Source organism: Actinoplanes sp. NPDC004185, assembly GCF_053603475.1.
On record NZ_JBSGFR010000033.1, the window covers coordinates 85,641 to 107,832 of the forward strand.

The following is a 22,192-nucleotide window of genomic DNA, read 5'->3' on the forward strand; positions in this document are numbered from 1 at the left end:
AGCGGGCGCGCCGACCGGCCCGCCCGCTCCCGACTTGTGGCCGGCAGTCGTAGCCGGAAGTCGGCAGCCGGGATCCCGCCGCCGATGGTCCGCTGGTAGCCGTGAAGGCCCGCAGACCCGCATTCGCCCTGCTGTTGACTGCTCCGTTTCTCGGCGAGACGTTGTCGACGGCGACGCCGCCGCTCGACCTGATCCAGCCGTGGCGACTTCCGGTGATGGTCGCGCTGTACGGCTGCGGCGCGCTCATCTGCCGCGAGCTCACCCACCGCTACCGGCTGGGCCTGCCCGGCCTGTGCCTGCTGGCCGCCGCGTACGCCGTGTACGAGGAGGCTCTGGTCGACCGCTTCTGGTTCGATCCGCGGTACTGGGACAGCTCCGGGGTCGGTTCCTACAGCGAGGTCTGGCACACCAACCTGCTGATCGCCGCGCATCTGACCGCCTTCCACGTCGCGGTCAGCATCTGCTCGTCGGTCCTGCTCGTGGCACGGGTCTTCCCCGCTTCCCGGCAACAGGATTGGGTCAGCCGCCCCGGTCTGACTGTCGCCGGGCTGGCTCTCCTGGCCGTCCCGGTGCTGACCTACGCCGACTTCGCCCGCGTGCCGGCCGGTCAGCTGTTCGCCGCCGGCGGCCTGTGCGTCCTGTTCATCGGGTGCGCGTTCCTGACACCACGTCTTCCCCGCCGGCCGGTTCCGGGCTCCCGCACGCCCCGGCCTCGGCTCCTCGGCCTCATCGCGTTCGTCGCGACGGCGGCCCACTTCGTCCTCGTCTACACCGTCCCGTCGACCGGCGTCAGCTGGCCGATCGGCACGGCCGCCGCCCTGCTCCCGATAGCGCTGGCCGTCCTGCTCATCCGGCGCCTGACGACCGGCGACGGGCTGTGGGTCGTCACCGGGATCCTCGCGTTCTTCCTCGTGCTCGACGCCGTGGTCGGGCTCGGCGGCCGCTATGACCTGACCATCGGCGCCCTCGCGGCCACGCTCGCCCTGTGGTGGATCCACCGCAGGAGCACGCGGGCTCAGGTGCGGTGATGCTTCTTCACGAAGGTGTAGCCGGGGGCGAGCGGGCTGGCCGGCACCTGCTCGCTCTCGACCGCCTTCTCGTGCAGAGTCACCTGCTTCTCCGAGGGCTGTGCGCCCGGCGGGAGTTTGCGGACGAAGCCGTTGACCCAGTGGTCGCGGCGGTCGGCCCCCTCGCCCTCGGCGAAGTCGGGATCACCCGGGTACGGCGCCGGCTCGACCAGGGGCGCGTAGAACAGCATCTCGGCCGGCTTCTGACCTTCGACGGCGGGATAGGACGGATAGCCGGCCTTGTCGACGCTGCCCGGCACCCGGGTCAGATAGCCCTCGCGGATCAGCTGGTCGACGGCGTTGCGGAGCAGGAACGTGCCGCGGGCGCCCCGGCCCAGCCCGCAGTGCGCGGCCAGTCCCGACTCGGCGAGGACCGCGCTGCCGTCGGAGAAGACGCGGCCCAGTTTGCGCACCGCGTGCAGCACCTGGCCGCGGTTGGACTTGCCGGCGTCGAACTCGCGCGTGACGACCCGGGGGTCGTACTCGTGGTAGTAGTTCACGCCGTCGACCCGCATCGGCTCCTCCAGCGGAGCCGTCCGCACCACGACCTCGTCCTTGGCGGACTGCCACGACACGGTGACGAGCACGCCGGGGCGCAGGTCGGCCGGCCAGACGATGTCGCCGAACTGCCATTCGACGTCCTGGCGCAGGGCGGTCTCGAAGACCTGCCGGGCCGGCGTCACGCCGTGCTCGCGGTGCTCGAGCACGAGCGGGACGGCCGCGCGGTCCCGCAAAGTGTCGACGCACTCCTCGGGGGCGGCGCAGACGCCGCCGTCGAGGTCGGCCTGCCAGAGGGCGAGTCGACGGGTCACCCGCACCATGATCCACCTCCGTGTGCCCCCGGGCCCGCACCGACCCTACCCCGCCGTTGAGCGGCCCGGACCGGCCCGATGGGCGTGCCGGACGGTCACCGGCGAGGCCGATAGGTCAAGATCGTGAGGTGCTACTGGCTGAGGACCTCGACACGTCCACGCTCACTGATCGGCAGCGGGCGATCCTGTCCGTCATCCGGGACTGGGCGACCCGGTACGGCTACTCGCCGTCGACCCGCGAGATCGCCGACGCGGTCGGGCTGGCCTCGACGTCGTCGGTCAGCCGGCACCTGCGCATCCTCGAAGAACGTGACTTCCTGCGCCGGGGTGGCGCCACGACCCGCCCGATCGACGTCCGCATGTTCCTGGAGCCGCCGGCCCGGGCCGAGGGCGACGCGACGACAGTGACCCTCCCGCTGGTCGGGTCCATCGCCGCCGGCAGCCCGATCCTCGCCGAGGAGACCCTCGACGAGACCCTGACGCTGCCGCGCGAGCTGGTCGGCCGGGGCGAGCTCTACTGCCTCCGGGTACGGGGCGACTCGATGATCGACGCGGCGATCTGCGACGGGGACATCGTGGTGGTGCGGCGCCAGAGCGAGGCCTACAACGGTGACATCGTCGCCGCGATGATCGACGAGGAGGCCACTGTCAAGGTCTTCCGCCGCCGGGGCGGTCACGTGCTGCTGGAGCCCCGCAACCCGGCGTACGAGGCCATCGACGGTGACCGCGCGATGATCCTCGGCAAGGTGGTCTCAGTGCTGCGCCGGGTGTGAGGCAGCCTCACGACGGCTCAGCGCCGACCGTGTCGTCGGCGTGGGCGATCCTGCTGGTCTCCCGCCAGAGGAGCAGGACGAAGACCGCCGAGCCGGCGAACGCGAACCAGAACGGGGCCGTCACGCCGTAGTGGGTGGCCAGGGTGCCGCCGATGGCCGAACCGACCACCAGCCCGCCGTACAGGCCGATGGTGTTGACGCTGGTGACGCGGCCCTGCAGGTGCACCGGGACGGCCCGCTGGCGGATGGTGATCGAGGTCGTGTGCCAGATGAACGCGTGCGCCCCGAAGACGAAGAAGATCAGCAACGCGACGGGCGCCGAGGTGGTCAGGGCGAGGGCCAGGTGGGTGAGCGTCTCGAGGACGAGGCCCGCGCGCATGACGTTGCCCAGGCTCACGCGGCGGGTGAGCGGGCCGTAGATCCCGGTGCCGAGCAGGCCACCCAGGGCCATGACCGTGGTCAGCGCACCGAAGCCGATCGCGCCGAGGCCCAGCCGCTCGGTCGCGTACAGGACCAGCACCGACCAGGCGGCACCGAAGGTGACGTTGAAGATCATGATGGTCAGCACCAGCGTGCGCACCGCCGGGTTGTGCAGCACCCACCGGAAGCCCTCGGCGATGTCGCGGCGCACGTCGCCGCGGCTCCGGCCCGCGGAGCGGCCGTGCGGCGGCAGCACGACTTTCGAGATCAGCAGCACGCCCGCCGTGACCAGGACGAGCTCGGCCGCGAACGGCCAGCCCACCCCGGCGGCGAACAGCACCGCCCCGATCGACGGGCCGATCAGCTGGTCCAGGGTGAGCAGCCCGGTCTGCAGCCGGGAGTTGGCCAGGGCGAGATCGTCGCGGTGCACCAGCATCGGCGTCAGCGTGGTGACGGTGTTGTCGGCGAACACCTCCGCGGTGGCGAGCAGGCCCAGCGCCACCAGCGCCCCGGCGACCGGGATGGTACCGGTGACCAGCGTGACGGTGAGCGCGGCGAGCACCGCGACCCGCGCCGAGTTCGCCGCCATCACCACCCGGCGGCGGTCGTGGCGGTCGGCCAGCACACCCGCGTAGAGGCCAAACACCAGCGGAGGTGCCCAGCGCAGCATGGCGGCCAGCGAGATCAGGAACGGGTCGCGGGTCAGCGAGGCCAGCAGCAACGGGCCGGCCGCGGTGGCGATACCGTCGCCGAGGTTCGTCGACCAGGACGACGCGATCAGCCAGCGGAAGCCCGTCCCGAGGCGCGCCGGCACCAGGATCTCCGCTGCTCTGCCCACAAGCCGGAAACCCTACTTCAGTCGAAGGCGGGCAGGCCGTCGATGCTCGCCTTGTTCTTGCGCCGGCGGTACTCGGCCAGCTCCTCGTCGCTGCGCCGGGAGCTCCAGCGGGTCAGCAGGTCACGGTCACCCTCGTACGACATCAGGGGCACGGCGTAACCACACGAGTCACTGACCCGGTGCACCTCGATGTCGATGATGGACCGCAGTCCGTGCAGGTCCGGCGGGGCGGCGAACGAGGCCAGCAGCTCCGCGTAGCCCGGGTCGGTGGGCGTGACGACCCGGCCGGTGCCGTACAGGCGCACGATGTTGGGCTTGCCGTCGAACGCGCAGAACATCAGCGTGATCCGGCCGTTCTCCCGCAGGTGGGCGGTGGTCTCGGCCCCGCTGCCGAGGAAGTCCAGGTACGCCACCCGCAGCTCGCCGAGCACCGCGAAGGTGCCGGCCATGCCCTTCGGCGAGACGTTGACGTGGCCGTCGGCACCGGTCGGCGCGGTGGCCACGAAGAACATGGGCTGGCTGACGATGAACTCCCGCAGCCGGCTGTCGATGTTGTCATGCACCTTCATGCCGCCATGCTCCCCCAGCCACCGGCCGGCCCGCTCGCCGTGCCCGAGGAACGGGAGTAAACCGCCGGCATCCGGGGTAGCCGCCAGGCGCAACCATGCCCAGCACCCGCGGAGGAATCATGTCCAGCACCCCGCCCGCCGGCGACGTCGTCGACATCCTGACCAGCGACCACCGCGAGGTCACCGCCCTGCTCGCCGAGATCCGGTCCACGACCGATCCGGAGCGGCGGCGCGACCTGGCCGACACCGCCATCAGCGAGCTCGTGCGCCACGCCGTCGCCGAGGAGATGTACGTCTACCCGGCCATGCGCAAGCACCTCCCCGACGGCGACAAGGCCGTCGAGCACGACGTCGAGGAGCACAAGGAGATCGAACGCGCCCTGAAGAAGCTCGAAGGAGCGGACGCGTCGAGTGCCGAGTTCACCGCGGCGATCCAGGAACTCGATGAGCTGCTGGCCGACCACATCCAGGACGAGGAGACCGAGCAGTTCCCCGAGCTGCGGCGCCGGATCCCCGGCGACGAGCTGGTCGAGCTGGCCGGCAAGGTCGAGACGGCCAAGAAGCTCGCGCCGACCCGCCCGCACCCCGCCGCGCCCAACAACGAGCTGTTCCACAAGCTCGTCGGCCCGGGCGTCGGCCTGGTCGACCGGCTCCGGGACAAGCTGTCCGGCCGCAACACCGACTGAGGCCGGCGGCGTCAGGGCAGTGGTGACGCCGCCGCGAAGTCCGCGAGCAGGGTGCGTTCCCGTTCAGGGCTGAGGCCGGCCCGCCGCGGCCGGTCCAGCCCTTCGGCGCGCTCGTACGCGAGGACGCCGGTGATCAGCTCGGCCCGGTCGCGGTGGCGCAGGCCGGCGGCGACGGCCGCTGCCCCGGTACGGGTGGACCAGCCCTCCCAGCCCGGCTCGACGAGCCACATGGCCAGCGAGTCGACGCCCATGTACTGCTCGACCCCGCGCTCGACGAGCCACTCCCCCGGCACGCGGACCACCGGCCCGGTGTGCCCGCCGGCCCGGCGGCACAGCTCGACCCACTCGCCGAACGGCACCGTGGGCCCGACGACGTCGTAGGCGCCCGCGGTGCCGCGCTCGGCGCAGTCGAGGATCCAGGCCGCCTGGTCCCGGACGTCGACGACCTGGGTAGGGACGTCCGGAGTGTCCGGGACGAGCATGGGCTCCTCGGGGGCGCGGGCGGCGCGGGCCACCCAGGCGCCGGAGCGGCCACTGGTGTCGCCGGGGCCGCCGATCAGGCCGGAGCGGGCGATGAGCAGCCGGTCGCCGAGCGCGGCGGCACTCGCCTGCTCGCAGGCCACCTTGGCTTCGCCGTAGAGCTCCCGGCCGGCCTCCTCCTGGTCGGTGGGCTCCCGCAGCGGTGACGACTCGTCCGCCCCGGGGGTGTCGAAGGTGGCGTAGGCGTTGCCGGAGGACACGTACGTCCAGTGGCCGGCCCGGGCGGCGAGCGCGCCGAGAGCTGCCCGCACGAAGCCGGGCTGCCAGGAGACCTCGACGACCGCGTCCCAGGACTGCTGCCGTACCTCGTCGTAGGAGGCCGGGTCCCGCCGGTCGGCCGCCACCAGCCGGGCGCCGGGCGCCGGGTCACCGCTGTGACCCCGGGCCAGGCAGCTGACGGTGTGGCCGCGGCCGAGGGCCTGCCGGGCGACTTCCCGGCCGAGGAACTGGGTGCCGCCGAGGATGAGGATGTCCATCGACCGATCTGATCAGCGCGGGTCACCCGGCGACAAGCCGGTTCGCCGGCGGCGTAACGCGGGCCGGGATTGTCAGCTGCCTCTCAGCGGCTGGTTCGTGCAACGGACGTTCTTCCGGGTAGTAGACGGTCCGTGACGACACCAACTGTGGCCGTGGTCGGTCAGCTCGCCCGGGATCTCGTGCTGTCCGTCGACGGTCTTCCCGAGCCCGGCTCCTCCGCCGACGCCACCGACCGGCGCGAGCAGCTGGGCGGCAAGGGCGCCAACCAGGCGGTCGGGCTGGCCCAGCTCGGGGTGCGGCCGACGCTGATCGCCGTGGCCGGCGACGACGCCATCGGCGACGTCCTGCTGGCACAGGCTAGGCACGACGGCATCGATGTCGGCGCCGTCGTGCGGCGCAGCGGGGTGCTGACCGGGCTGATCGTCGAGGTTCTTTCCGGTACGGAGTACCGCTACATCGAGCACCTGCCGCTGCTCACCGTGGCCGACGTCGAGGAGCGGGCCGACACGATCCGGCAGCAGGACGCGGTGCTCGTCCAGCTCCAGCAACCCGCCGACGTGTGCGCGGCCGCCGCGCGGATCGGGCACGAGGCCGGCCGGCTGGTGGTGCTGGACGGCGCGACCTCGGACGACGCGCTGCTGGCCCGGGCCGACGTGGTGCGCGCCGACGACAAGGAGGCGGAACTGCTGCTCGGCGTACCGCCGGAGGACATGCGGGACGCGGCGCGCAAGCTGCTGGAGAAGGGACCACGGCTGATCGCGGTCGCGGTCGACGACGGCAACCTCTTCGTCTGGGCCGACGGGGACGTGCATGTCCCGCTCACCGACGACAAGGTGGTCGACACCACCGGCGGCGGGGACGCGTTCGTCGCCGCGCTGACCGCGTCGCTGCTGCGCGGTGATCCGTACCCGGAAGCCGCCCGGCGGGCGACCGCGGCCTCGGGCGCCACCGTCGGGCACGCCGGCGGCCGCCCGGACCTTTCGGGTACGGCCGCCCGTGGCTGACCTCGCAGCGGCCGAGCCCTGGTGCGTCCGCGAGACCGGGCTGTCCGAGGACTCGCTCAGCACCGCCGGACTGCGTCACGCCGAATCTCTCTTCGCACTGGCCAACGGGCACATCGGACTGCGGGGCAACCTGGACGAGAACGAGCCCCGGGGCATGCCGGGCACCTACCTCAACTCGTTCTTCGAGCTGCGCGATCTCCAGCACGCCGAGGCCGGGTACGGCTACCCGGATCAGTCCGAGACCATCGTGGACGCGCCGAACGGCAAACCGATCGGGCTGTCCGTCGACGGCGAGCCGTTCGATGTGCGTACCGGTGAACTGGTCTCCCACGAACGCGTGCTGGACCTGCGGGCCGGCACCCTGCGCCGCGAGGTCGCCTGGGTGTCGCCGGCCGGCGTCGCCGTGCGGATCGTCAGCACCCGCCTGGTCTCCTTCCCGCATCCGTCGGTGGCCGCGATCCGGTACGAGGTGACCGCCGGCCCCGGCGTGCGGCTGCGGGTCGAGTCCGACCTGCTGGCCAACGAGGAGCAGCCGGAGCAGCGCGACGACCCGCGCGCCGCGACCACTCTGCACAACGCGTTGCGGCCGGTCCGGCACAGCGACGACGTCCTGGAACACCGCACCCGGCGCAGTGACCTCGCGGTCGCCGCGGCCGTCAGCCACCACACCACCGGCGCGCAGACGGTGACCAGCGAGCCGGACCGGATCCGCTGCACGATCACCGGCGAGGGCACCCTGCGGGTGGACAAGTTCCTCGCGTACGCGTGGGGCGCGCAGGCCTCCGCGGAGCGGGCCCGCCAGGACCGCGATGCGGCGGGGTCGCGCGGTTTCGACGCTCTGGTGGCCGACCAGCGGGAGTACCTGGACGAGTTCTGGGCGGCCGCGGACGTGGAGCTCGACGGCGATCCCGAGGTGCAGCAGGCCGTCCGGTTCGGCCTGTTCCACGTGTTGCAGGCCGGCGCCCAGGCGGGACCGCACCCGATCGCGGCCAAGGGCCTGACCGGCAACGGGTACGACGGCCACACGCTGTGGGACACCGAGTCGTTCGTGCTGCCCGTGCTGACGTACACCCACCCGGCCTGTGTTGGGCTGGCTCTGCGCTGGCGGCACGGCACCCTCGAGACCGCCCGGGACCGGGCCCGGGAGCTACGCCTGGCCGGCGCGTCGTACCCGTGGCGGACGATCAGCGGCGCGGAGTGCTCCGGCTACTGGCCGGCCGGTACGGCCGCCCTGCATGTCAACGCCGACATCGCCGACGCCGTGCTGCGCTATGCCGCGGCCAGCGGCGACGACGATCTCCTGGCCGGGCCCGGTCTGGAGATCCTGGTCGAGACCGCCCGGCTGTGGTGCCGGGTGGCGCACCTGGCCGACGACGGCGAGTGGCACATCGCCGGGGTCACCGGCCCGGACGAGTACACGGCGCTGATGGACGACAACGTCTTCACCAACCTGATGGCCCGGCACAACCTGCGCGGCGCGGCCGATGCCTGTGCCCGTTTCCCGTCGCAGGCGCACGACCTGGACGTCGGCGCCGACGAGCTGGCCGCCTGGCGCGAGGTCGCGGACAACCTGCACCTGCCCTGGTCCGAGGTGCGGCAGGTGCACGAGCAGGCGGCGGGCTTCACCAAGCTGCAGGAGTGGGACTTCGCCCAGACCAAGGACGACGACTACCCGCTGATGCTGCACTTCCCGTACCTGGACCTGTACCGCAAGCAGGTCAGCAAGCAGGCCGACCTGGTGCTCGCCATGGCGCAGCGCGGGGACGCGTTCACCGCCGAGGAGAAGGCCCGCAACTTCGCCTACTACGAGGCCCGTACGGTCCGCGACTCGTCGCTGTCCGCGCCCGCGCAGGCGGTGCTGGCCGCCGAGACCGGGCACCTGGAGCTGGCCCACGACTACCTGGCCGAGGCGGCACTGCTCGACCTGCGGGCCGGCGGCGAGTCCAGCGGCGACGGCCTGCACATCGCGGCGTGCGCGGGCTCGTGGATCGCGCTGGTGATGGGCTTCGGTGGGCTGCGCGACCACGGCGGCCGGCTGAGCTTCGCCCCGCGGCTGCCGGAGTACCTGCCCCGGCTGTGCTTCCGGTTGCGCTGGCGCGAGAGCAGCCTGCGGGTCACGGTGACCCCGGCCGAGGCGACGTACGCGGTGAGCGGACCACCGGTGGAGATCACCCACCACGGCGAGACGCTGACCGTGGACGGCGACCCGGTCACCCGGCCGATCCCCCGCGGCGAGGACCGGGCCGCGCCGCCGTCACCACGCCCGCCGCAGCGCCGGCGCGACGCCCTGGAGGCCTGAGGCGGCTATCCGGGCCGGTGCGGATCCTGCGGAGGGGCCGTGGCGAGCAGCTGGAAGCACGGCCGGAGCAGGTCGACGATCTGCTCCGGTGGGGCGTCGGCGAGCCGGCCGAGGCGCAGCAGGTAACGCTCGATGATCACGCCGTGCACGATTGCGCTGAGCAGGCCGGCGCGCAGGTCGGCGTCGGCGGCCGAAATCGCGGCGCTGATTTTACTGAGCTGCGGCTCCCCGGCGGCCCGGTAGCGCTCGGCGGCGTCGGCATTGGTCAGCATGTAACGCAGGACGGCCAGGGAACCCACCGGCTCGCTGTCCAGGCGCCCGGCCAGCGAGGCGAGCAACGCCTCGGCCAGCTGCTCGGCACTGCCGGCGGGCGGCTCGTCGGCGGGGAGGCTCGCGGCCCGGGCGAAGAGCTCGTCCTTCGAGCCGAAGTAGTGCATGACCAGACCGGGACCTCGATCCGCTGCCGTTGATCGCGGCCATGGCCGGGCAGTAGTCCAGAAAGAGACCTTTACGAGCTTTCGCCCGAATAGAATGAGGCATGGCTCTGGTGGTGCTGGCCGAGGACAACGTTGATCATCAGCGGCTCGTCGCCGAGGTGGTGCGGCGGCTCGGACATGACGTCACCGTGGTCGGCGACGGACGCGCCGGCCTGGCCGCGGTGGCCCGGTGCCGGCCCGATCTGGTCGTGACCGACATCGACATGCCGCATCTGGACGGCCTGCAGTTGTGCCGCACGCTGCGCGACGATCCCGCCTTCGCGGACATCCCGATCATGGTGCTCACCGGCTATCTGCCCCCGAGCGACCCGCAGCTGGCCTCGGTGGGCGCCACCACGGTCATGACCAAGCCGTTCAGCGTCCACGAGCTGACCTCCGCCCTGCGCCGGCAGTTGGGCGAGGAGGCCGGGCCGGCTGCCGGCAGCGCCGCCGGGCAGCCCGCCCCGCCCGACACAGCGTTCATGGAGGCACTGCTGGAGGGCCTCGACGTCGGGGTGGTCACCTGCGACGCCGACGGCCGGCTGACGGTGCGCAGCCCGGGGCTGAGCGAGCTGTTCTGCGGCGACGGCGCCTCGGACGGGCCGGTGCCGCTGGAGCAGTGGACGCGGCGTTCCCGGCTGCGCCACCACGACGGCACGCTGCTGCGTACCGAAGAAATGCCGTTGCTGCGCGCCCTGGCCGGGGAAGACGTCCGCGGGTCGCTCGTGCTGGCCGGCGACGCCGGCCAGCAGGAGCACTGGCTCTCGATCAACGCACGGCCGATCCGTGACGCGACCGGCGCCGTCACCGGGGCGGTCGCCGCGGTGCACGACGTCACCACCGAGCATCGGGCGCGGCGCTTCCAGGACTGCACGGCCGAGGTGCTCGACGTGCTGTCGCGGAGCCCGGACGCGGTCACCCTGGGCGACGAGGTGCTGCGGGCCGTCGGCACCGGAGTCGGCTGGCCCTACCTGCGGCTGTGGCTGGTCGACCCGGCCGGTGACGTGCTGCGCCCCGCCGCCGCGTTCCTGGCCGACGACGCGACGCCGATGCCGATGCCGGACTCCATCGCCCGTGGCGAGGGCCTGGCCGGCCTGTGCTGGCAGAGCGGCGACCTGCTGTGGGTGCCCGACGTCCACGCCCCCGGTTCCCCGTTGCTGCCGCAGGTTGTCGCCGCCGCCGAGTACCGCGGCGCCGGCGCCGTGCCGCTGCGCAGCGGTGATCAGGTCAACGGGGTCCTGACGTTCTTCTCCTGGAGCCCGCAGGAGCCCGAGCCCGCGCTCGCGGTGCTGCTGCGGGGCATCGCCGGCACCATCGGGGCCTACCTCGAACGGCGCCGCGCCGAGGAGCTGGCCGTACACCTGGCCGCGGCCACCGACGAATACATCGCGCTGGTCGGTCACGAGCTGCGCACGCCGCTGACGTCCATCAGTGCCTACACCGACCTGATCGCCGAGTCACCCGACGAGACCACGATCGGCGAGGTGCGGAACCTCATCGAGGTCATCGAACGCAACAACGGCCGGCTGCACACCCTGATCGAACGGCTGCTGGACCTGGCTGCCCTCGAATCCGGCCACGCCCGGCTGACGACCGTCGACGCCGACCTGGCCGAGATCACCACGGCGGGCGTGGCGGCGATCACCCCGGTGGCCCAGGAGCACCGGATCACCGTCGACGTCCACGTACCGGCCGGGCTGACCGTGCCCGGCGATCCGCGCCGGCTGCGCCAGGTCGTCGACAGCCTGCTGAGCAACGCCGTGAAGTTCAGTCCCGACGATTCCACGGTGACCGTCACGCTGGCGGCCGACGGTGACCTCGCCGTGCTGACCATCACCGACCGGGGCACCGGCATCCCGGTCGCCGAACAGGCCAGCATGTTCCGCAGCCTCTACCGGGGCCGCAACGCCCACCAGGCCGGCATCCCCGGCGCCGGGCTGGGGCTGACCCTGAGCCGGGTCCTGGTCGAACGCCACCAGGGGACCATCACGCTGGCCCCGAACCGGCCCACCGGAACCACCGTCACTGTCCGGATCCCCCGAGCGCGGCAGCAGGGTCCGGTCAGTTCCGGCGACTGAGCAGGCGGGTGCGCAGTCAGATCATCACGGCCAGGTGATGGCGCGGCGGCGGGCCCACCCGTACCGGCGGGCGGGTCATCGAGTTCTCGGACATCGTGGATGCTCCTTCGGGATCTGTGGTCGTTCCAGCTGCGCCCAGGCTGCGCCCCGATCCACGAGAACGGCAACTGTTGTTGCTATTTCCGGGAAATGCCGTTCGAATGGGGACCGTGGATCACCAGCCCGCGGTTGCCGCGGCCCTGGCCCAGGTCGGCCCCCGCCTGCGGCGCGTGCGGACACAGCGCAACGTCACCCTGGCGGCGCTGGCCGAGGCCACGGGCATCTCCAAGAGCACTCTGTCCCGCCTGGAGAGCGGCCTGCGCCGCCCGAGCCTGGAGCTCCTGCTGCCCATCGCGCAGGCCCATCAGGTGCCGCTGGACGAGCTCATCGGCGCACCCAGCCCCGGTGACCCGCGGGTACGCCTGGTGCCGCGCAAGGCGAACGGCCGTACAGTCCTGCCGCTGACCCGGCAGGCCGGCTCGTTGCAGGCCTGGAAAGTGATCATCCCCGCGGAGCAGACCGAGCCCGACGTACGGGTGCACGAGGGCTACGAATGGCTCTATGTCCTGTCCGGGGAGTTGCGCCTGGTGCTGGCCGATCACGACATCGTGTTGCCGGCCGGCGAGGCGGCCGAGTTCGACACCCGGATGCCGCACTGGTTCGGCAGCGCGGGGGCGCATCCCGTCGAGATCCTCAGCATCCTCGGCCGGCAGGGTGAACGCATCCATGTGCGCGCCAGGCCCCGCTCGGCCCGGGCCGGGGAGTGAGCTCCACTAGCATTGCCGCGTTCGTCAGGTGACTGCGGAGACGAGGCGACATGCGGTGGTTCCAGCTGGGCAAGCGGCGGGTCGAGCAGGATCCCGCCCGGCAGGAGGCGCTGCTGCGCGACGTCCGGCAGCGGTTCGGCGCGCATGTGCCCGCGCCCTTCGGTGCGCAGGCCGAGGCGGTGGCCGGGCTGCTGACCGGGGACGACGGGCTGATCGTGGCGGTCCGCATCCTCGGTGAGTTCGCCGACGCCGCCTACGGGGATCTGTTCGCCCAGGCCGGTGCGCTCTACCGGCGTACCGGCCGGGGGTTCGCGGTGGATCGCCGCAACTACCGGCCGTTGTGGCAGACGGCCGGGCCGGAGCTGCGGTGGTCGCTGTTCGAGCTGCCGGGTGGGCTGCACCCGTACGTCCAGGTCGCCGCGGCGGTCACGGTGGTCGGGGCGCAGGCCCGGCGGACCGTACGCGTGACCGACCCCGAGCCGCTGCTGGCGCACGTGTTCGAGGTGCTCGACCTGACCGTGGCCGGCTGGGAGTACGGCCGGGTACGGGTCGATGTGGACGGGGCCACGCTCGCCGACCGGCTGATCGCGACCGCCCGGGATCTGCGCGCGGCCCTGCCGGACGAGCCTCCGCCGCTGCCGCCGCCGGTCCGGGAGCTGATGCGCCGCAACAACACCGTCGACGTGTACGCCCCCACCGAGCACCGCATCGCCGGCGCCTTCAACCCGGGCCGGACGATGCGGGAGTCGCTGCTCGCCTGATCAGGTCTTGTTGCGGGCCCGGTTGAAGACGGTCAGCACGTCGCTGTCGAAGTACGGCCCGTAGTTACGGTTCTTCCAGACGTAGGCGACCACCGTGTTGGTGAGGCCGAAGCCGATGGTGGGGTCGAAGTTCTGGAACACCGGACCACCGCTGGCCCCCGGGGTGAGCCCGCAGAAGACCTTGACCTGCGCGGCGGCCGCCCAGTGCAGGCTGGTCACGCAGGAGACCTGCTTCGTTCCGTCGTACGGCGCCGCCGACGGGTACGCCAGCACGGTCACCGGAATGGACTTGCTCTGGTTGAAGCTGATGCCGTTGCCACCGGTCTTGTCGACCAGGCGCACACCGGCGAGCGGCCACACGTTGACGAACGCGAAGTCCCACCAGTGGTAGCTGTGCTGGGTCCAGCCCTTGGTGGCGTGGAACCACTTCGCCGCGAACTTGCCGTACGGGGTCTTGCCGGCGGCGTAGAGCGGCGCGTACATCCAGTTCTCGTGGTTGACGCCGCCCTTGCCGCCGTGGATGCAGTGCGCGGCGGTGGAGACCAGGTTGCCGGTCTCGTTGTTCAGCGTGCTGCCGGAGCAGACGTAGTTCTTGCCGTCGGACTTGGTGAAGAACACCTTGCCGACGCCGGCCGAGGGGTTGACCGCCCGGCCCGTACTCCTGGTGCCGCCGGCGGCCGACGGCCCGGCCGGCCGCACCGCGGTCTGCGGGCGCCCGATGTTGCCCGGCCGGTCGCGCTGCTCCAGCGCCGGGTCCTCGATGACGCGCGGGTCGGGGACCGCGATGGCCGTCCGCATCCGTTCCGGCGTCCAGTAGGCGTCGATGAGCCGTTGCGCGGTCGCGGCGTCGCGGACCACCCGCCCGTTGATCAGCGCGGCTGATTCGACGGGTTCGCTCGACGGGCTCACCGCCGCGGCGTGGGCCGGTCCGGCACCCACCCCCAGAACCAACAGCACAGCGAGCGGTACGGCCAGACGGGTCATGCGTCACTCCCTCGGATCGCCGGAGCACCTCGCGCGCCCGGCAATCGGCCACCTTACGGCGGCGAATGCCCGCAGAACGGTCTAAAAGGGAATGATCAGTCCTTCGTGGTGGAACGCGCGTCCGGCAGGGTCGGGGCGTCGGTGGGATACAGCCCGGCGACGAAGCCGTACGCCTGGTCACCCGAGCGCGGGAGCTGGGCGAAGCGGCGGGCCACCTCCTGGACCTCGGCCCAGAAGTTGCGGACCTCCTCCATCGGGATGCGGGCGTGCACGAGCAGGCACCGCAGCTCGTCGGCCTCGTGGGCCGGGACGGCCTCGGCCGCCGCCTCGGCCAGCCCGTTGATCGCGGCGACGACCTTCTTGTCCTCGGGCCGGTTCAGCGCGCCGATGTAGTAGGTCCGCGCGATCCGGCCGTAGTAGCGCTCCTCGATGGCCCGCACCCGCCGCGTCCGGACCACCCGGAGCAACCCGGCGTCGACCAGCAGATTCACGTGGTACGCGACCGTGCCCTTGGGGCGGCTGACCGCCTGGGCCAGCTCGGTGACCGTCGCGGCCCGCTCGAGCACCAGCTCCAGCAGGGTGCTGCGCAGCGGGTCGGCCAGGGCGCGGAGCTGCGCGGGGGCGGTGACCACGACCATCTCGTCGAGGTCGTAGTCGGGGATCTGCTCATTGACCGACAAAGTTCGACCGTTCTACTATCGTGGATCATTCGACCACTGTCGTCCGATGAGGGGAAGTGTAGAGATGGCCGGCGTCGTGCTGTTCCACCACGTGCAAGGTCTGACCGACGGGGTGCTCGCGTTCGCCGAGCACCTGCGGGCCGGTGGGCACACCGTGCACACCCCCGAGCTGTTCGACGGCGAGCGGCCGGCGAGCGTCGAGGAGGGCGTCGCGTACGTCCGGGGCGCCGGTGAGCAGCTCCTGAACGAACGCGCCGACCGGGCGGTGGCCAAGCTGGCCGGGCCCCTGGTGTACGCCGGCTTCTCCTGGGGCGGGGCTCAGGCCCAGCGCTACGCCCAGACCCGGCCCGGCGCCCGCGGCGCCCTGCTCTACGAGAGCTGCGTGCCGATCAGCGGAGAATGGTCCTTCGGGCCCTGGCCGGCGGGCGTGCCGGTGCAGATCCACGGCATGGAGCAGGACCCGATCTTCGCGCTGGAGGGTGACCTCGACGCCGCCCGCGAGCTGGTCGCGGCGGCCGGGCCCGAGCTGGCGGAGCTGTTCCTCTACCCCGGCGACCGGCATCTGTTCACCGACAGCTCGCTGCCGTCCTCCGACGCCGACGCGACGGCGCTGGTGGTACGCCGCTCGGTGGAGTTTCTCGACCGGCTGAGCTGACAAATTGTTGAACACAACGGACAGTCGTTGTTGTGATGTACATCACCAGCATCACGCTTTCCTTTATCTCCGACCGATCGGATTAACCCGTACGGGTCCGGTGAACGTCGGCGAAAATGCATTCAGGCTCTGTTTCCGGGTGATCGACTGACAACCGCCGGCTCAGCTGCGGTCGTCGGTCGTTCGATGGCTCTATCCCCGAGTCGGCTCCGTCATCACATACGGAAGGCCTTCATCGGTGGTAGTCGCACAAACTCGGCAACAGAGAGATCCGCGGGCCGGCAGCTCTGCCCGGACAGTGGTGGAGTACGTGCCACTGCCGCCGGACGATCACGAGAAATATCTCTATTACGGACGCCAGGGCCGCTGGATCTTCTGCGTGTTCCTGCTGGCCTTCGCCGGTGTCATGTTCGGCCTGACCCGGCTGGCGGCCAACTCGATGTGGACCAGCCTGCTCTACGAGCTGATCGCCCTTCAGGTCGTGGCCGTGCTGATCAGCCTGCTGTCGAGCACCCGCAAGCGCCGCAGCACCCGCGCCGAGCACGAAGCCCTGGTGGCGGAGTACCGGCCGGCGGCGTATCCCTCGGTCGATGTCTTCCTGCCGTCCGCCGGTGAATCGCTCGCCGTCCTGGACAACACCTACCGACACGTCGCCGCCCTGGACTGGCCGGGCCTGCTCACCGTCCACGTCCTCGACGACTCGGGCCGCGACGCGGTCGCCGGACTCGCCGCGCAGTACGGCTTCCGTTACCTTTCCCGGCCCAACCGCGGCGAGTTGAAGAAGGCCGGAAACCTGCGCCACGGATACGAGAACTCGACCGGCGATCTCATTCATGTCTTCGACGCCGATTTCGCCCCGCGCGCCGACATGACCCGCGAACTGGCGCCGTACTTCGACGACCCGGCCGTCGGGATCGTCCAGTCGCCGCAATTCTTCGACGTCCAGCAGGATCACTTCAATTGGCTGCAGCGCTCGGCCGGCGCGACCCAGGAGATGTTCTACCGCTGGATTCAGCCGGCCCGCGACGCGGTCGACGCGGCCATCTGTGTCGGCACGAATGCCGTTTACCGCCGCAGCGCGCTGCGGGCGTCGGGCGGCTTCGCGCAGATCGGGCACAGCGAGGACGTCCACACCGGAGTGAACATGGCCAAGGCCGGCTTCCGGACGCGTTATGTGCCGGTGAATCTGGCCAAGGGCGTCTGCCCGGACAACTTCGACGGCTTCGCCAACCAGCAGTACCGCTGGTGCACCGGCAGCATGAGCCTGCTGGCCGATCCGGACTTCCACCGCTCGGCGCTCACCGTCAAGCAGAAGCTCTGTTTCTGGACCGGCTTCCTCTACTACATCACCACCGCCGTCGCGGCCTTCACCAGTCAGCTGCCGGGCTTCCTGATGTTGTGGTTCTTCCCCGATCAGATCCGGCCGCTCAACTATCTGCCGCTGATCGGCACCATCTTCGTGTGGTCGACCCTGATGCCCCGGGTCACCGACTACCGCTGGTCACCGGCCGTCGTACGGGTCCAGATGCTCATCGGCTTCTGCCACGCCCTGGCCCTGGCCGACTTCCTGCGCGGCCGTACCGCCGCCTGGGTGCCGACCGGCGCCGCCAAGCGCACGTCGACCGCCAAGCGGGTGCTGCGCCTGCTGCGGGTCTGGCTCATCGCCGCCCAGCTGCTCACCTGGTCCGGGATCGTGCTCGGGATCATGCACTACGGCCTGGACCGGCTCTGGGCGACGGTGTTGTTCGCCGGCCCGATGCTGTACTTCGTCTGGCCGTTGCTGCTCGGCGGACGGGCGACCCCGCAACGGCACCCGAGCGCGCCGGACGCCGATCCGCTGATCCCGGGTGCCCGCCCGATGCCCGCCTGCGCCCCGGTCGTGGCGTCATGACCGGCACCGCGGGACTGCTCGAACGGGCCCGTCCGGCGGCCCGGCCGGTGCCGGCACTTGATCCGCCGGTCTTCCGGCGTGACGTGCAGGGCCTGCGCGCGCTCGCCGTCCTGCTGCTGGTCGGCTGTCATGTCAGCGTGGCCGGCCTGAGCGGCGGCGGGGTCGGCATCGACCTCTTCTTCGTGATCTCCGGCTTCGTGCTCACCGCCGGGGCGTTCCGGGAGCTGCGGCAGGACGGCCGGCTGTCGCTGCTCCGGTTCTACGCCCGGCGGACGACCCGGATGGTGCCGGCCGCGACCGTGGTGGTGCTCGGCTCTCTCGGCGCGGCCTGGCACTGGATGCCGCCCACGGACCGCGCAATGGTCTCCTGGGACGCCGTAGCTGCCGCAACCGCCACCATGAACGTGCGGCTGGCGACCCAGGGCATCGGGCCGGTCGACGTGTCGCCGTTGCAGCATTTCTGGCCGCTGTCCCTGCTGGTGCAGTTCTCGCTGGTGGTGCCGTTGCTGCTCGTCGTGGCCGCGCTGGCCTGGGCCCGCCGTGGCCGCCCCAGCGTGCTGTCGGCCGCCCTCCTGCTGACGGTGCTGAGCGCCGCCTCGCTGGCACTCTGGCTGGAGCCGGCGGCGAACGCGTGGACCGTCCACGGCCTGCCGGCCCGCTTCTGGGAGTTCGGTGCCGGCGCTCTGATCGCCATGGGCACGCGGCGGCTCTCGGCTCTCCCGGCCCCGCTCGCCGCCGTGCTCACCTGGCTGGGCCTGGGAACCGTGGCCGCCGCTGTCGCGCTGGGGGACGCCGTACCGGCGGTGCTCGGGGCCGGACTGGTGATCGCCGGCGGCTGCGCCCGCCCGTCCTGGGGTGCCCGGCGGCTGCTGCGGCTCAAGCCGGTGCAGGAGCTCGGGCGGGTCTCGTTCAGCTGGTACCTGTGGCACTGGCCGCTGCTGGTCCTGGCCCCGTACGTGCTGGGCCGCCCGCTGACGACCGCGGCCGAGGTGGCCGTGGTGGTCGCGGCGCTGGTGCCGGCGGCCATGTCGGTCGCCGCCGTGGAGAACCGCATCCACCGGCACCGCGGCCTGCGGCTGCGCCCCGGCCGGGCGCTCGCCCTGGGCGCCGCGCTGACTGCGGCGACCGTAGCCGTCGCGCTGGCTGCCCCGCACCTTTCGAGCACGCGGACCCCGGGTACGGCGGCCGCCCGCAAGCCCGCCGACGTGCTGGCCTCGGGCACGGCCACCGTCCCACAGCTGCAGAAGATCATCCGCGACAGCATCATCCCGACGGTCCTGCCCCGCGACCTGACGCCTGCCCTCGCGCGGGCGGCGGCGAGTTCGCCCCGGGACGGCGGATGCCTGGTGCCGCCCGCGAGCCGGTTCGTCTCCGACAACATCGGCCGGGGCTGCGAGCGGCACGGCGTCGTGACCGGCAGCCAGGTCATGGTGCTCTTCGGTGACTCGCACGCCCAGCAGTGGTTCGACGCCGTCGACACCATCGCGCGCAAGCGGGGCTGGCGGCTCGTCGTCTTCACGAAGACCGACTGCGGACCGGCCCTCGGCAAGGTCAACAAACTCGGCACCACTGTTCCGTACGCGGAATGCGACCAGTGGCGGCTGCGGGCCCTGGACCGGATCGAGCAGTTGCGACCGGCCGTGGTGGTCATGTCCGCCCGCAACCGCGAGGGCGGCCCGCTGGACGTCGAAGCCAGCGCCGGTCCCGACCAGGACTGGGCCTCGGCCTGGGCCGCCACGGTCACCCGGATCAAGCGGGCCGGGGCGCTGCCGGTCGTCATCCCGGACACGCCGGTCACGCACTACGACGTACCGCGGTGCCTGGCGACCCACCGGAACGCCGTCAACGAGTGCCATCTCGACGTGTTCCGGTCCCTGTTCCTGCCCCGGCAACGGATCGTCCGGGCTCTGGTGCAGGCCCACGGCGGACGGGTCGTCGACTCCACCGCCTGGTTCTGCACGCCCAGGATCTGCCCCGCCGTCATCGGCGGCACCGTCGTCTACCGCGACGACAACCACCTGACGTCCGTGTACGCGAAGCAGCTCGCGGGCGTCCTGGACGAGGCACTGGCCGAATGAGGAAGCGATGACCGACGCGCAACTGTTGTCCCCCGCCGCACCCCGGATCATCGGACAGCGCCGACCGGACGGGCACGTACCGCCGCCCCTGGTGCGGAGCTGGTCCGTCCTGAGCACGGTGGCCCTGGCGCTGCCGCCGGCCCTGCTCGCGCTCACCCTGTCGGTGGCCGGCATCGGCTCCCGGAGCATGTGGAACGACGAGTACGCCAGCTGGTACGCCGCCACCCTCAGCTTCCGGGACCTGGGGAAGCTGCTGGCCAACGTGGACGCCGTCGTGGCGCCGTACTATCTGGTCCTGCATTTCTGGATCGACGTCTTCGGCGATTCGGAGACCAGCCTGCGGCTACCGTCCGCGCTCGCCATGGCCGCCACCGCGGCGCTGGTCGCGGTGCTGGGCCGCCGGTTGTTCGACACGGGGGCCGGCCTGATCGCCGGGCTGATCGTCGCCGGCCTGCCCGCGGCGACACGCTACGGCCAGGAGGCCCGCCCGTACGCGTTCGCGATCGGCTTCGCCACCCTGGCGACGTTGCTGCTGCTGCGGGCGATGGAGCGGCCGACCTGGCGGCGGTGGATCTGGTACGGCGTCGGGCTCGTCCTGGCCGGGCTCGTGCACATCGTGACCCTGACCGTGCTGCCGGCCCACGCCCTGTTCCTGTGGCGGGCCTTCCGGGTCAGCGGTGAGCTGCGGTTGCTGCGCTGGTTCGCCGGGGCGTTCATCGCGGTGACCGCCGCGCTGCCGCTGGCGGCCAAGGGTTCGCAACAGTCGAGCGTCATCGCCTGGATCAAGGTCGACGCCGCGGCGGTGACCAGCCTGCCCGAGCGGATCTTCGGCTCCTGGCAGGTCGCGCTCGTGGTGTGCGTGGCGGCGCTGCCGGCGGCGGCGCTGCTCTGGTCGCGCCACCGGGGACCGGTGGTCCTGCTGCTGAGCTGGGCGCTGTTCCCGCCGCTCTTCTGCTACGTCACCTTCCCGGTGCTGCATCTCTTCCTGCACCGCTACCTGCTCTTCACCGTCCCGGCGTGGGCGCTGCTGGCCGGCGCCCTGGGCTTCTCCCTGGCCCGGTTCACCCGCCGGGCCGGGTCACCCGGGCTGCTGTCGCTGAGTGGCCTGCTGGTGGTGGCCGCGGTGCTGCTCGTCAGCGGACCGGGACAGCGAGCGGCCCGGCACAGTCCGGTCTACGGCGAGCCCGATTACCGCAGCGCGGCGGCTGCCCTGGCCACGGTGGCCGAGCCCGGTGACGGCATCGCCTACGCCGGTACGACCCGCAACGGCCGCCGGGCCTTCGACTACGAGGCGCGGCGCCTCGGCGTGCTGCGGGACGTGCTGGTCGATCGCACCTCGGAGGAGAACGGCACCTTCGGCGCCCACGAGTGCACCGACCCGGGGCCGTGCGTCGGCGACACCCGGCGGATCTGGCTGGTGTCGACGACAGCGGCCAACCTCGACCCGATGGACGGCATGCCCGGTCCGACCCAGGGTTTCCTGCTCACGGCGTACACCCTGAGCGAGTACCGCAGCTTCGAGCAGATCCGGATCTTCGTGCTGGACCGCAAGGACCCGCGATGACGCCGTACCCGAGGAAGGAAGAACTGATGGAGCGACCGCGGCTGACCTTCGCCGGCACCGGCTATCTCGGTGCCACCTACGCCGTCTGCTTCGCCGAGCTGGGCTACGAGGTGCTCGGTTTCGACGTCGACGCGGCCCGCATCGCCACCCTGTCGGCCGGGGCGGTGCCGTTCCACGAGCCGGGTCTCGACGAGCTGCTGCGGCGCAACCTCGCCGCCGGGCGCCTGCGCTTCACCACGTCGTACCAGGAGACCGCCGACTTCGGCGACGTGCATTTCATCTGTGTCGGCACGCCGCAGCGGGTGGGCGGCATGGGCGCCGACCTGTCGTACGTCGAGACGGCGGTCACCGGACTGGCCCGGCACCTGACCCGCCGGGCCCTGATCGTCGGCAAGTCCACCGTCCCGGTCGGCACCGCGGAATGGGTGGAGCGGCTGGTGGCCGAGCACACGGACGCCGGCCTGGGGATCGAGGTGGCCTGGTCGCCGGAGTTCCTGCAGGAGGGCTTCGCCGTGCAGGACGTGCTGCGGCCCAGCCGGATCGTCGCCGGCCTGCGGTCGGAGTGGGCCGACGACATGCTGCACGCCGCGCACCGGGGCATCCTCGAGCTGGCCGCCGCGGAGGACCGGGAGGTGCCGGTGGTGGTCACCGACTTCGCCACCGCCGAGCTGGTCAAGGTGGCCGCGAACGCGTTCCTGGCCACCAAGATCAGCTTCATCAACGCGATGGCCGAG

At 71.9% G+C, this 22,192-nt stretch carries 20 protein-coding genes; 13 read left to right on the top strand and 7 right to left on the bottom strand.

Annotation, left to right across the window (positions count from 1 at the left end):
* Window positions 1–101: 101 nt before the first annotated feature.
* Window positions 102–1,028 carry a hypothetical protein gene (locus tag ACWEOZ_RS29880; protein WP_451913987.1) on the top strand — a complete coding sequence of 309 codons (927 nt, stop codon included), beginning with the start codon at window positions 102–104 and terminating at the stop codon, window positions 1,026–1,028.
* On the opposite strand, the gene ACWEOZ_RS29885 is transcribed toward ACWEOZ_RS29880, so the two are convergent.
* Entirely contained in the window at window positions 1,016–1,888 is an 873-nt protein-coding gene (locus ACWEOZ_RS29885) for a hypothetical protein (RefSeq protein WP_451913988.1), read from the bottom strand. The genes ACWEOZ_RS29880 and ACWEOZ_RS29885 overlap by 13 nt on opposite strands.
* 119 nt (window positions 1,889–2,007) lie before the next feature.
* On the opposite strand from ACWEOZ_RS29885, the gene lexA reads away from it, so the two are divergent.
* Entirely contained in the window at window positions 2,008–2,652 is a 645-nt protein-coding gene (gene lexA / locus ACWEOZ_RS29890; protein WP_451913989.1) for a transcriptional repressor LexA, read from the top strand.
* A gap of 7 nt (window positions 2,653–2,659) precedes the next feature.
* Here lexA and ACWEOZ_RS29895 read toward each other — a convergent pair whose 3' ends face one another.
* On the bottom strand, window positions 2,660–3,910 hold the full coding sequence (locus tag ACWEOZ_RS29895; protein ID WP_451913990.1) for an MFS transporter: 1,251 nt from the start codon (window positions 3,908–3,910) through the stop codon (window positions 2,660–2,662).
* A 17-nt stretch (window positions 3,911–3,927) separates the two neighbouring features.
* Complete coding sequence (locus ACWEOZ_RS29900) at window positions 3,928–4,479, bottom strand: pyridoxamine 5'-phosphate oxidase family protein (protein WP_451913991.1); 552 nt, start codon at window positions 4,477–4,479, stop codon at window positions 3,928–3,930.
* A 119-nt stretch (window positions 4,480–4,598) separates the two neighbouring features.
* Here ACWEOZ_RS29900 and ACWEOZ_RS29905 point away from each other — a divergent pair, with 119 nt between their 5' ends.
* Window positions 4,599–5,165, top strand: coding sequence for a hemerythrin domain-containing protein (locus ACWEOZ_RS29905; RefSeq protein ID WP_451913992.1), 567 nt, complete (start codon window positions 4,599–4,601; stop codon window positions 5,163–5,165).
* 11 nt (window positions 5,166–5,176) lie between these two features.
* Here the strand turns inward: ACWEOZ_RS29905 and ACWEOZ_RS29910 are convergent, their stop codons facing one another.
* The gene (locus tag ACWEOZ_RS29910) at window positions 5,177–6,181 is read right to left on the bottom strand and encodes an NAD-dependent epimerase/dehydratase family protein (RefSeq protein WP_451913993.1); all 1,005 of its coding nucleotides are present in this window, start codon (window positions 6,179–6,181) and stop codon (window positions 5,177–5,179) included.
* A 132-nt stretch (window positions 6,182–6,313) separates the two neighbouring features.
* Here ACWEOZ_RS29910 and ACWEOZ_RS29915 point away from each other — a divergent pair, with 132 nt between their 5' ends.
* Together ACWEOZ_RS29915 and ACWEOZ_RS29920 are read left to right on the top strand one after the other, a co-directional pair.
* Window positions 6,314–7,186 (top strand): PfkB family carbohydrate kinase, encoded by an 873-nt coding sequence (locus tag ACWEOZ_RS29915; RefSeq protein ID WP_451913994.1) that lies wholly within the window; start codon window positions 6,314–6,316, stop codon window positions 7,184–7,186.
* Window positions 7,179–9,485 (top strand): glycoside hydrolase family 65 protein, encoded by a 2,307-nt coding sequence (locus ACWEOZ_RS29920; protein WP_451913995.1) that lies wholly within the window; start codon window positions 7,179–7,181, stop codon window positions 9,483–9,485. Before ACWEOZ_RS29915 ends, ACWEOZ_RS29920 begins: the two co-directional genes overlap by 8 nt.
* 5 nt (window positions 9,486–9,490) lie before the next feature.
* Here ACWEOZ_RS29920 and ACWEOZ_RS29925 read toward each other — a convergent pair whose 3' ends face one another.
* Entirely contained in the window at window positions 9,491–9,922 is a 432-nt protein-coding gene (locus ACWEOZ_RS29925) for a TetR/AcrR family transcriptional regulator (protein ID WP_451913996.1), read from the bottom strand.
* Between the two features lie 101 nt (window positions 9,923–10,023).
* Here ACWEOZ_RS29925 and ACWEOZ_RS29930 point away from each other — a divergent pair, with 101 nt between their 5' ends.
* The 3 genes from ACWEOZ_RS29930 to ACWEOZ_RS29940 all read left to right on the top strand — a co-directional run bounded on the left by ACWEOZ_RS29930 (window position 10,024) and on the right by ACWEOZ_RS29940 (window position 13,606).
* Window positions 10,024–12,039, top strand: a complete 2,016-nt coding sequence (locus tag ACWEOZ_RS29930) for an ATP-binding protein (RefSeq protein ID WP_451913997.1) — start codon at window positions 10,024–10,026, stop codon at window positions 12,037–12,039.
* Between the two features lie 200 nt (window positions 12,040–12,239).
* On the top strand, window positions 12,240–12,845 hold the full coding sequence (locus ACWEOZ_RS29935; protein WP_451913998.1) for a helix-turn-helix domain-containing protein: 606 nt from the start codon (window positions 12,240–12,242) through the stop codon (window positions 12,843–12,845).
* Window positions 12,846–12,895: 50 nt separating this feature from the next.
* Window positions 12,896–13,606: a hypothetical protein gene (locus tag ACWEOZ_RS29940; protein ID WP_451913999.1), complete on the top strand. Its 711-nt coding sequence runs from the start codon at window positions 12,896–12,898 to the stop codon at window positions 13,604–13,606.
* Here ACWEOZ_RS29940 and ACWEOZ_RS29945 read toward each other — a convergent pair whose 3' ends face one another.
* Both ACWEOZ_RS29945 and ACWEOZ_RS29950 read right to left on the bottom strand, forming a co-directional pair.
* Window positions 13,607–14,590, bottom strand: a complete 984-nt coding sequence (locus ACWEOZ_RS29945; RefSeq protein WP_451914000.1) for a trypsin-like serine peptidase — start codon at window positions 14,588–14,590, stop codon at window positions 13,607–13,609. It lies immediately after the preceding gene.
* Window positions 14,591–14,685: 95 nt separating this feature from the next.
* Window positions 14,686–15,270 carry an ArsR/SmtB family transcription factor gene (locus ACWEOZ_RS29950; RefSeq protein WP_451914001.1) on the bottom strand — a complete coding sequence of 195 codons (585 nt, stop codon included), beginning with the start codon at window positions 15,268–15,270 and terminating at the stop codon, window positions 14,686–14,688.
* Window positions 15,271–15,316: 46 nt separating this feature from the next.
* Here ACWEOZ_RS29950 and ACWEOZ_RS29955 point away from each other — a divergent pair, with 46 nt between their 5' ends.
* From ACWEOZ_RS29955 to ACWEOZ_RS29975, 5 genes are all read left to right on the top strand, one after another.
* Window positions 15,317–15,925 carry a dienelactone hydrolase family protein gene (locus ACWEOZ_RS29955; protein WP_451914002.1) on the top strand — a complete coding sequence of 203 codons (609 nt, stop codon included), beginning with the start codon at window positions 15,317–15,319 and terminating at the stop codon, window positions 15,923–15,925.
* Window positions 15,926–16,235: 310 nt separating this feature from the next.
* Window positions 16,236–17,816, top strand: a complete 1,581-nt coding sequence (locus tag ACWEOZ_RS29960) for a glycosyltransferase family 2 protein (RefSeq protein ID WP_451914003.1) — start codon at window positions 16,236–16,238, stop codon at window positions 17,814–17,816.
* A complete protein-coding gene (locus ACWEOZ_RS29965) occupies window positions 17,813–19,894 on the top strand; it encodes an acyltransferase family protein (RefSeq protein ID WP_451914004.1) in 2,082 nt (693 codons plus the stop codon). Before ACWEOZ_RS29960 ends, ACWEOZ_RS29965 begins: the two co-directional genes overlap by 4 nt.
* A gap of 7 nt (window positions 19,895–19,901) precedes the next feature.
* Entirely contained in the window at window positions 19,902–21,458 is a 1,557-nt protein-coding gene (locus ACWEOZ_RS29970) for a glycosyltransferase family 39 protein (RefSeq protein WP_451914005.1), read from the top strand.
* Window positions 21,455–22,192, top strand: a 738-nt coding sequence (locus tag ACWEOZ_RS29975; protein WP_451914006.1) for a nucleotide sugar dehydrogenase, incomplete at its 3' end; no start/stop codon positions are given. The genes ACWEOZ_RS29970 and ACWEOZ_RS29975, both read left to right, overlap by 4 nt.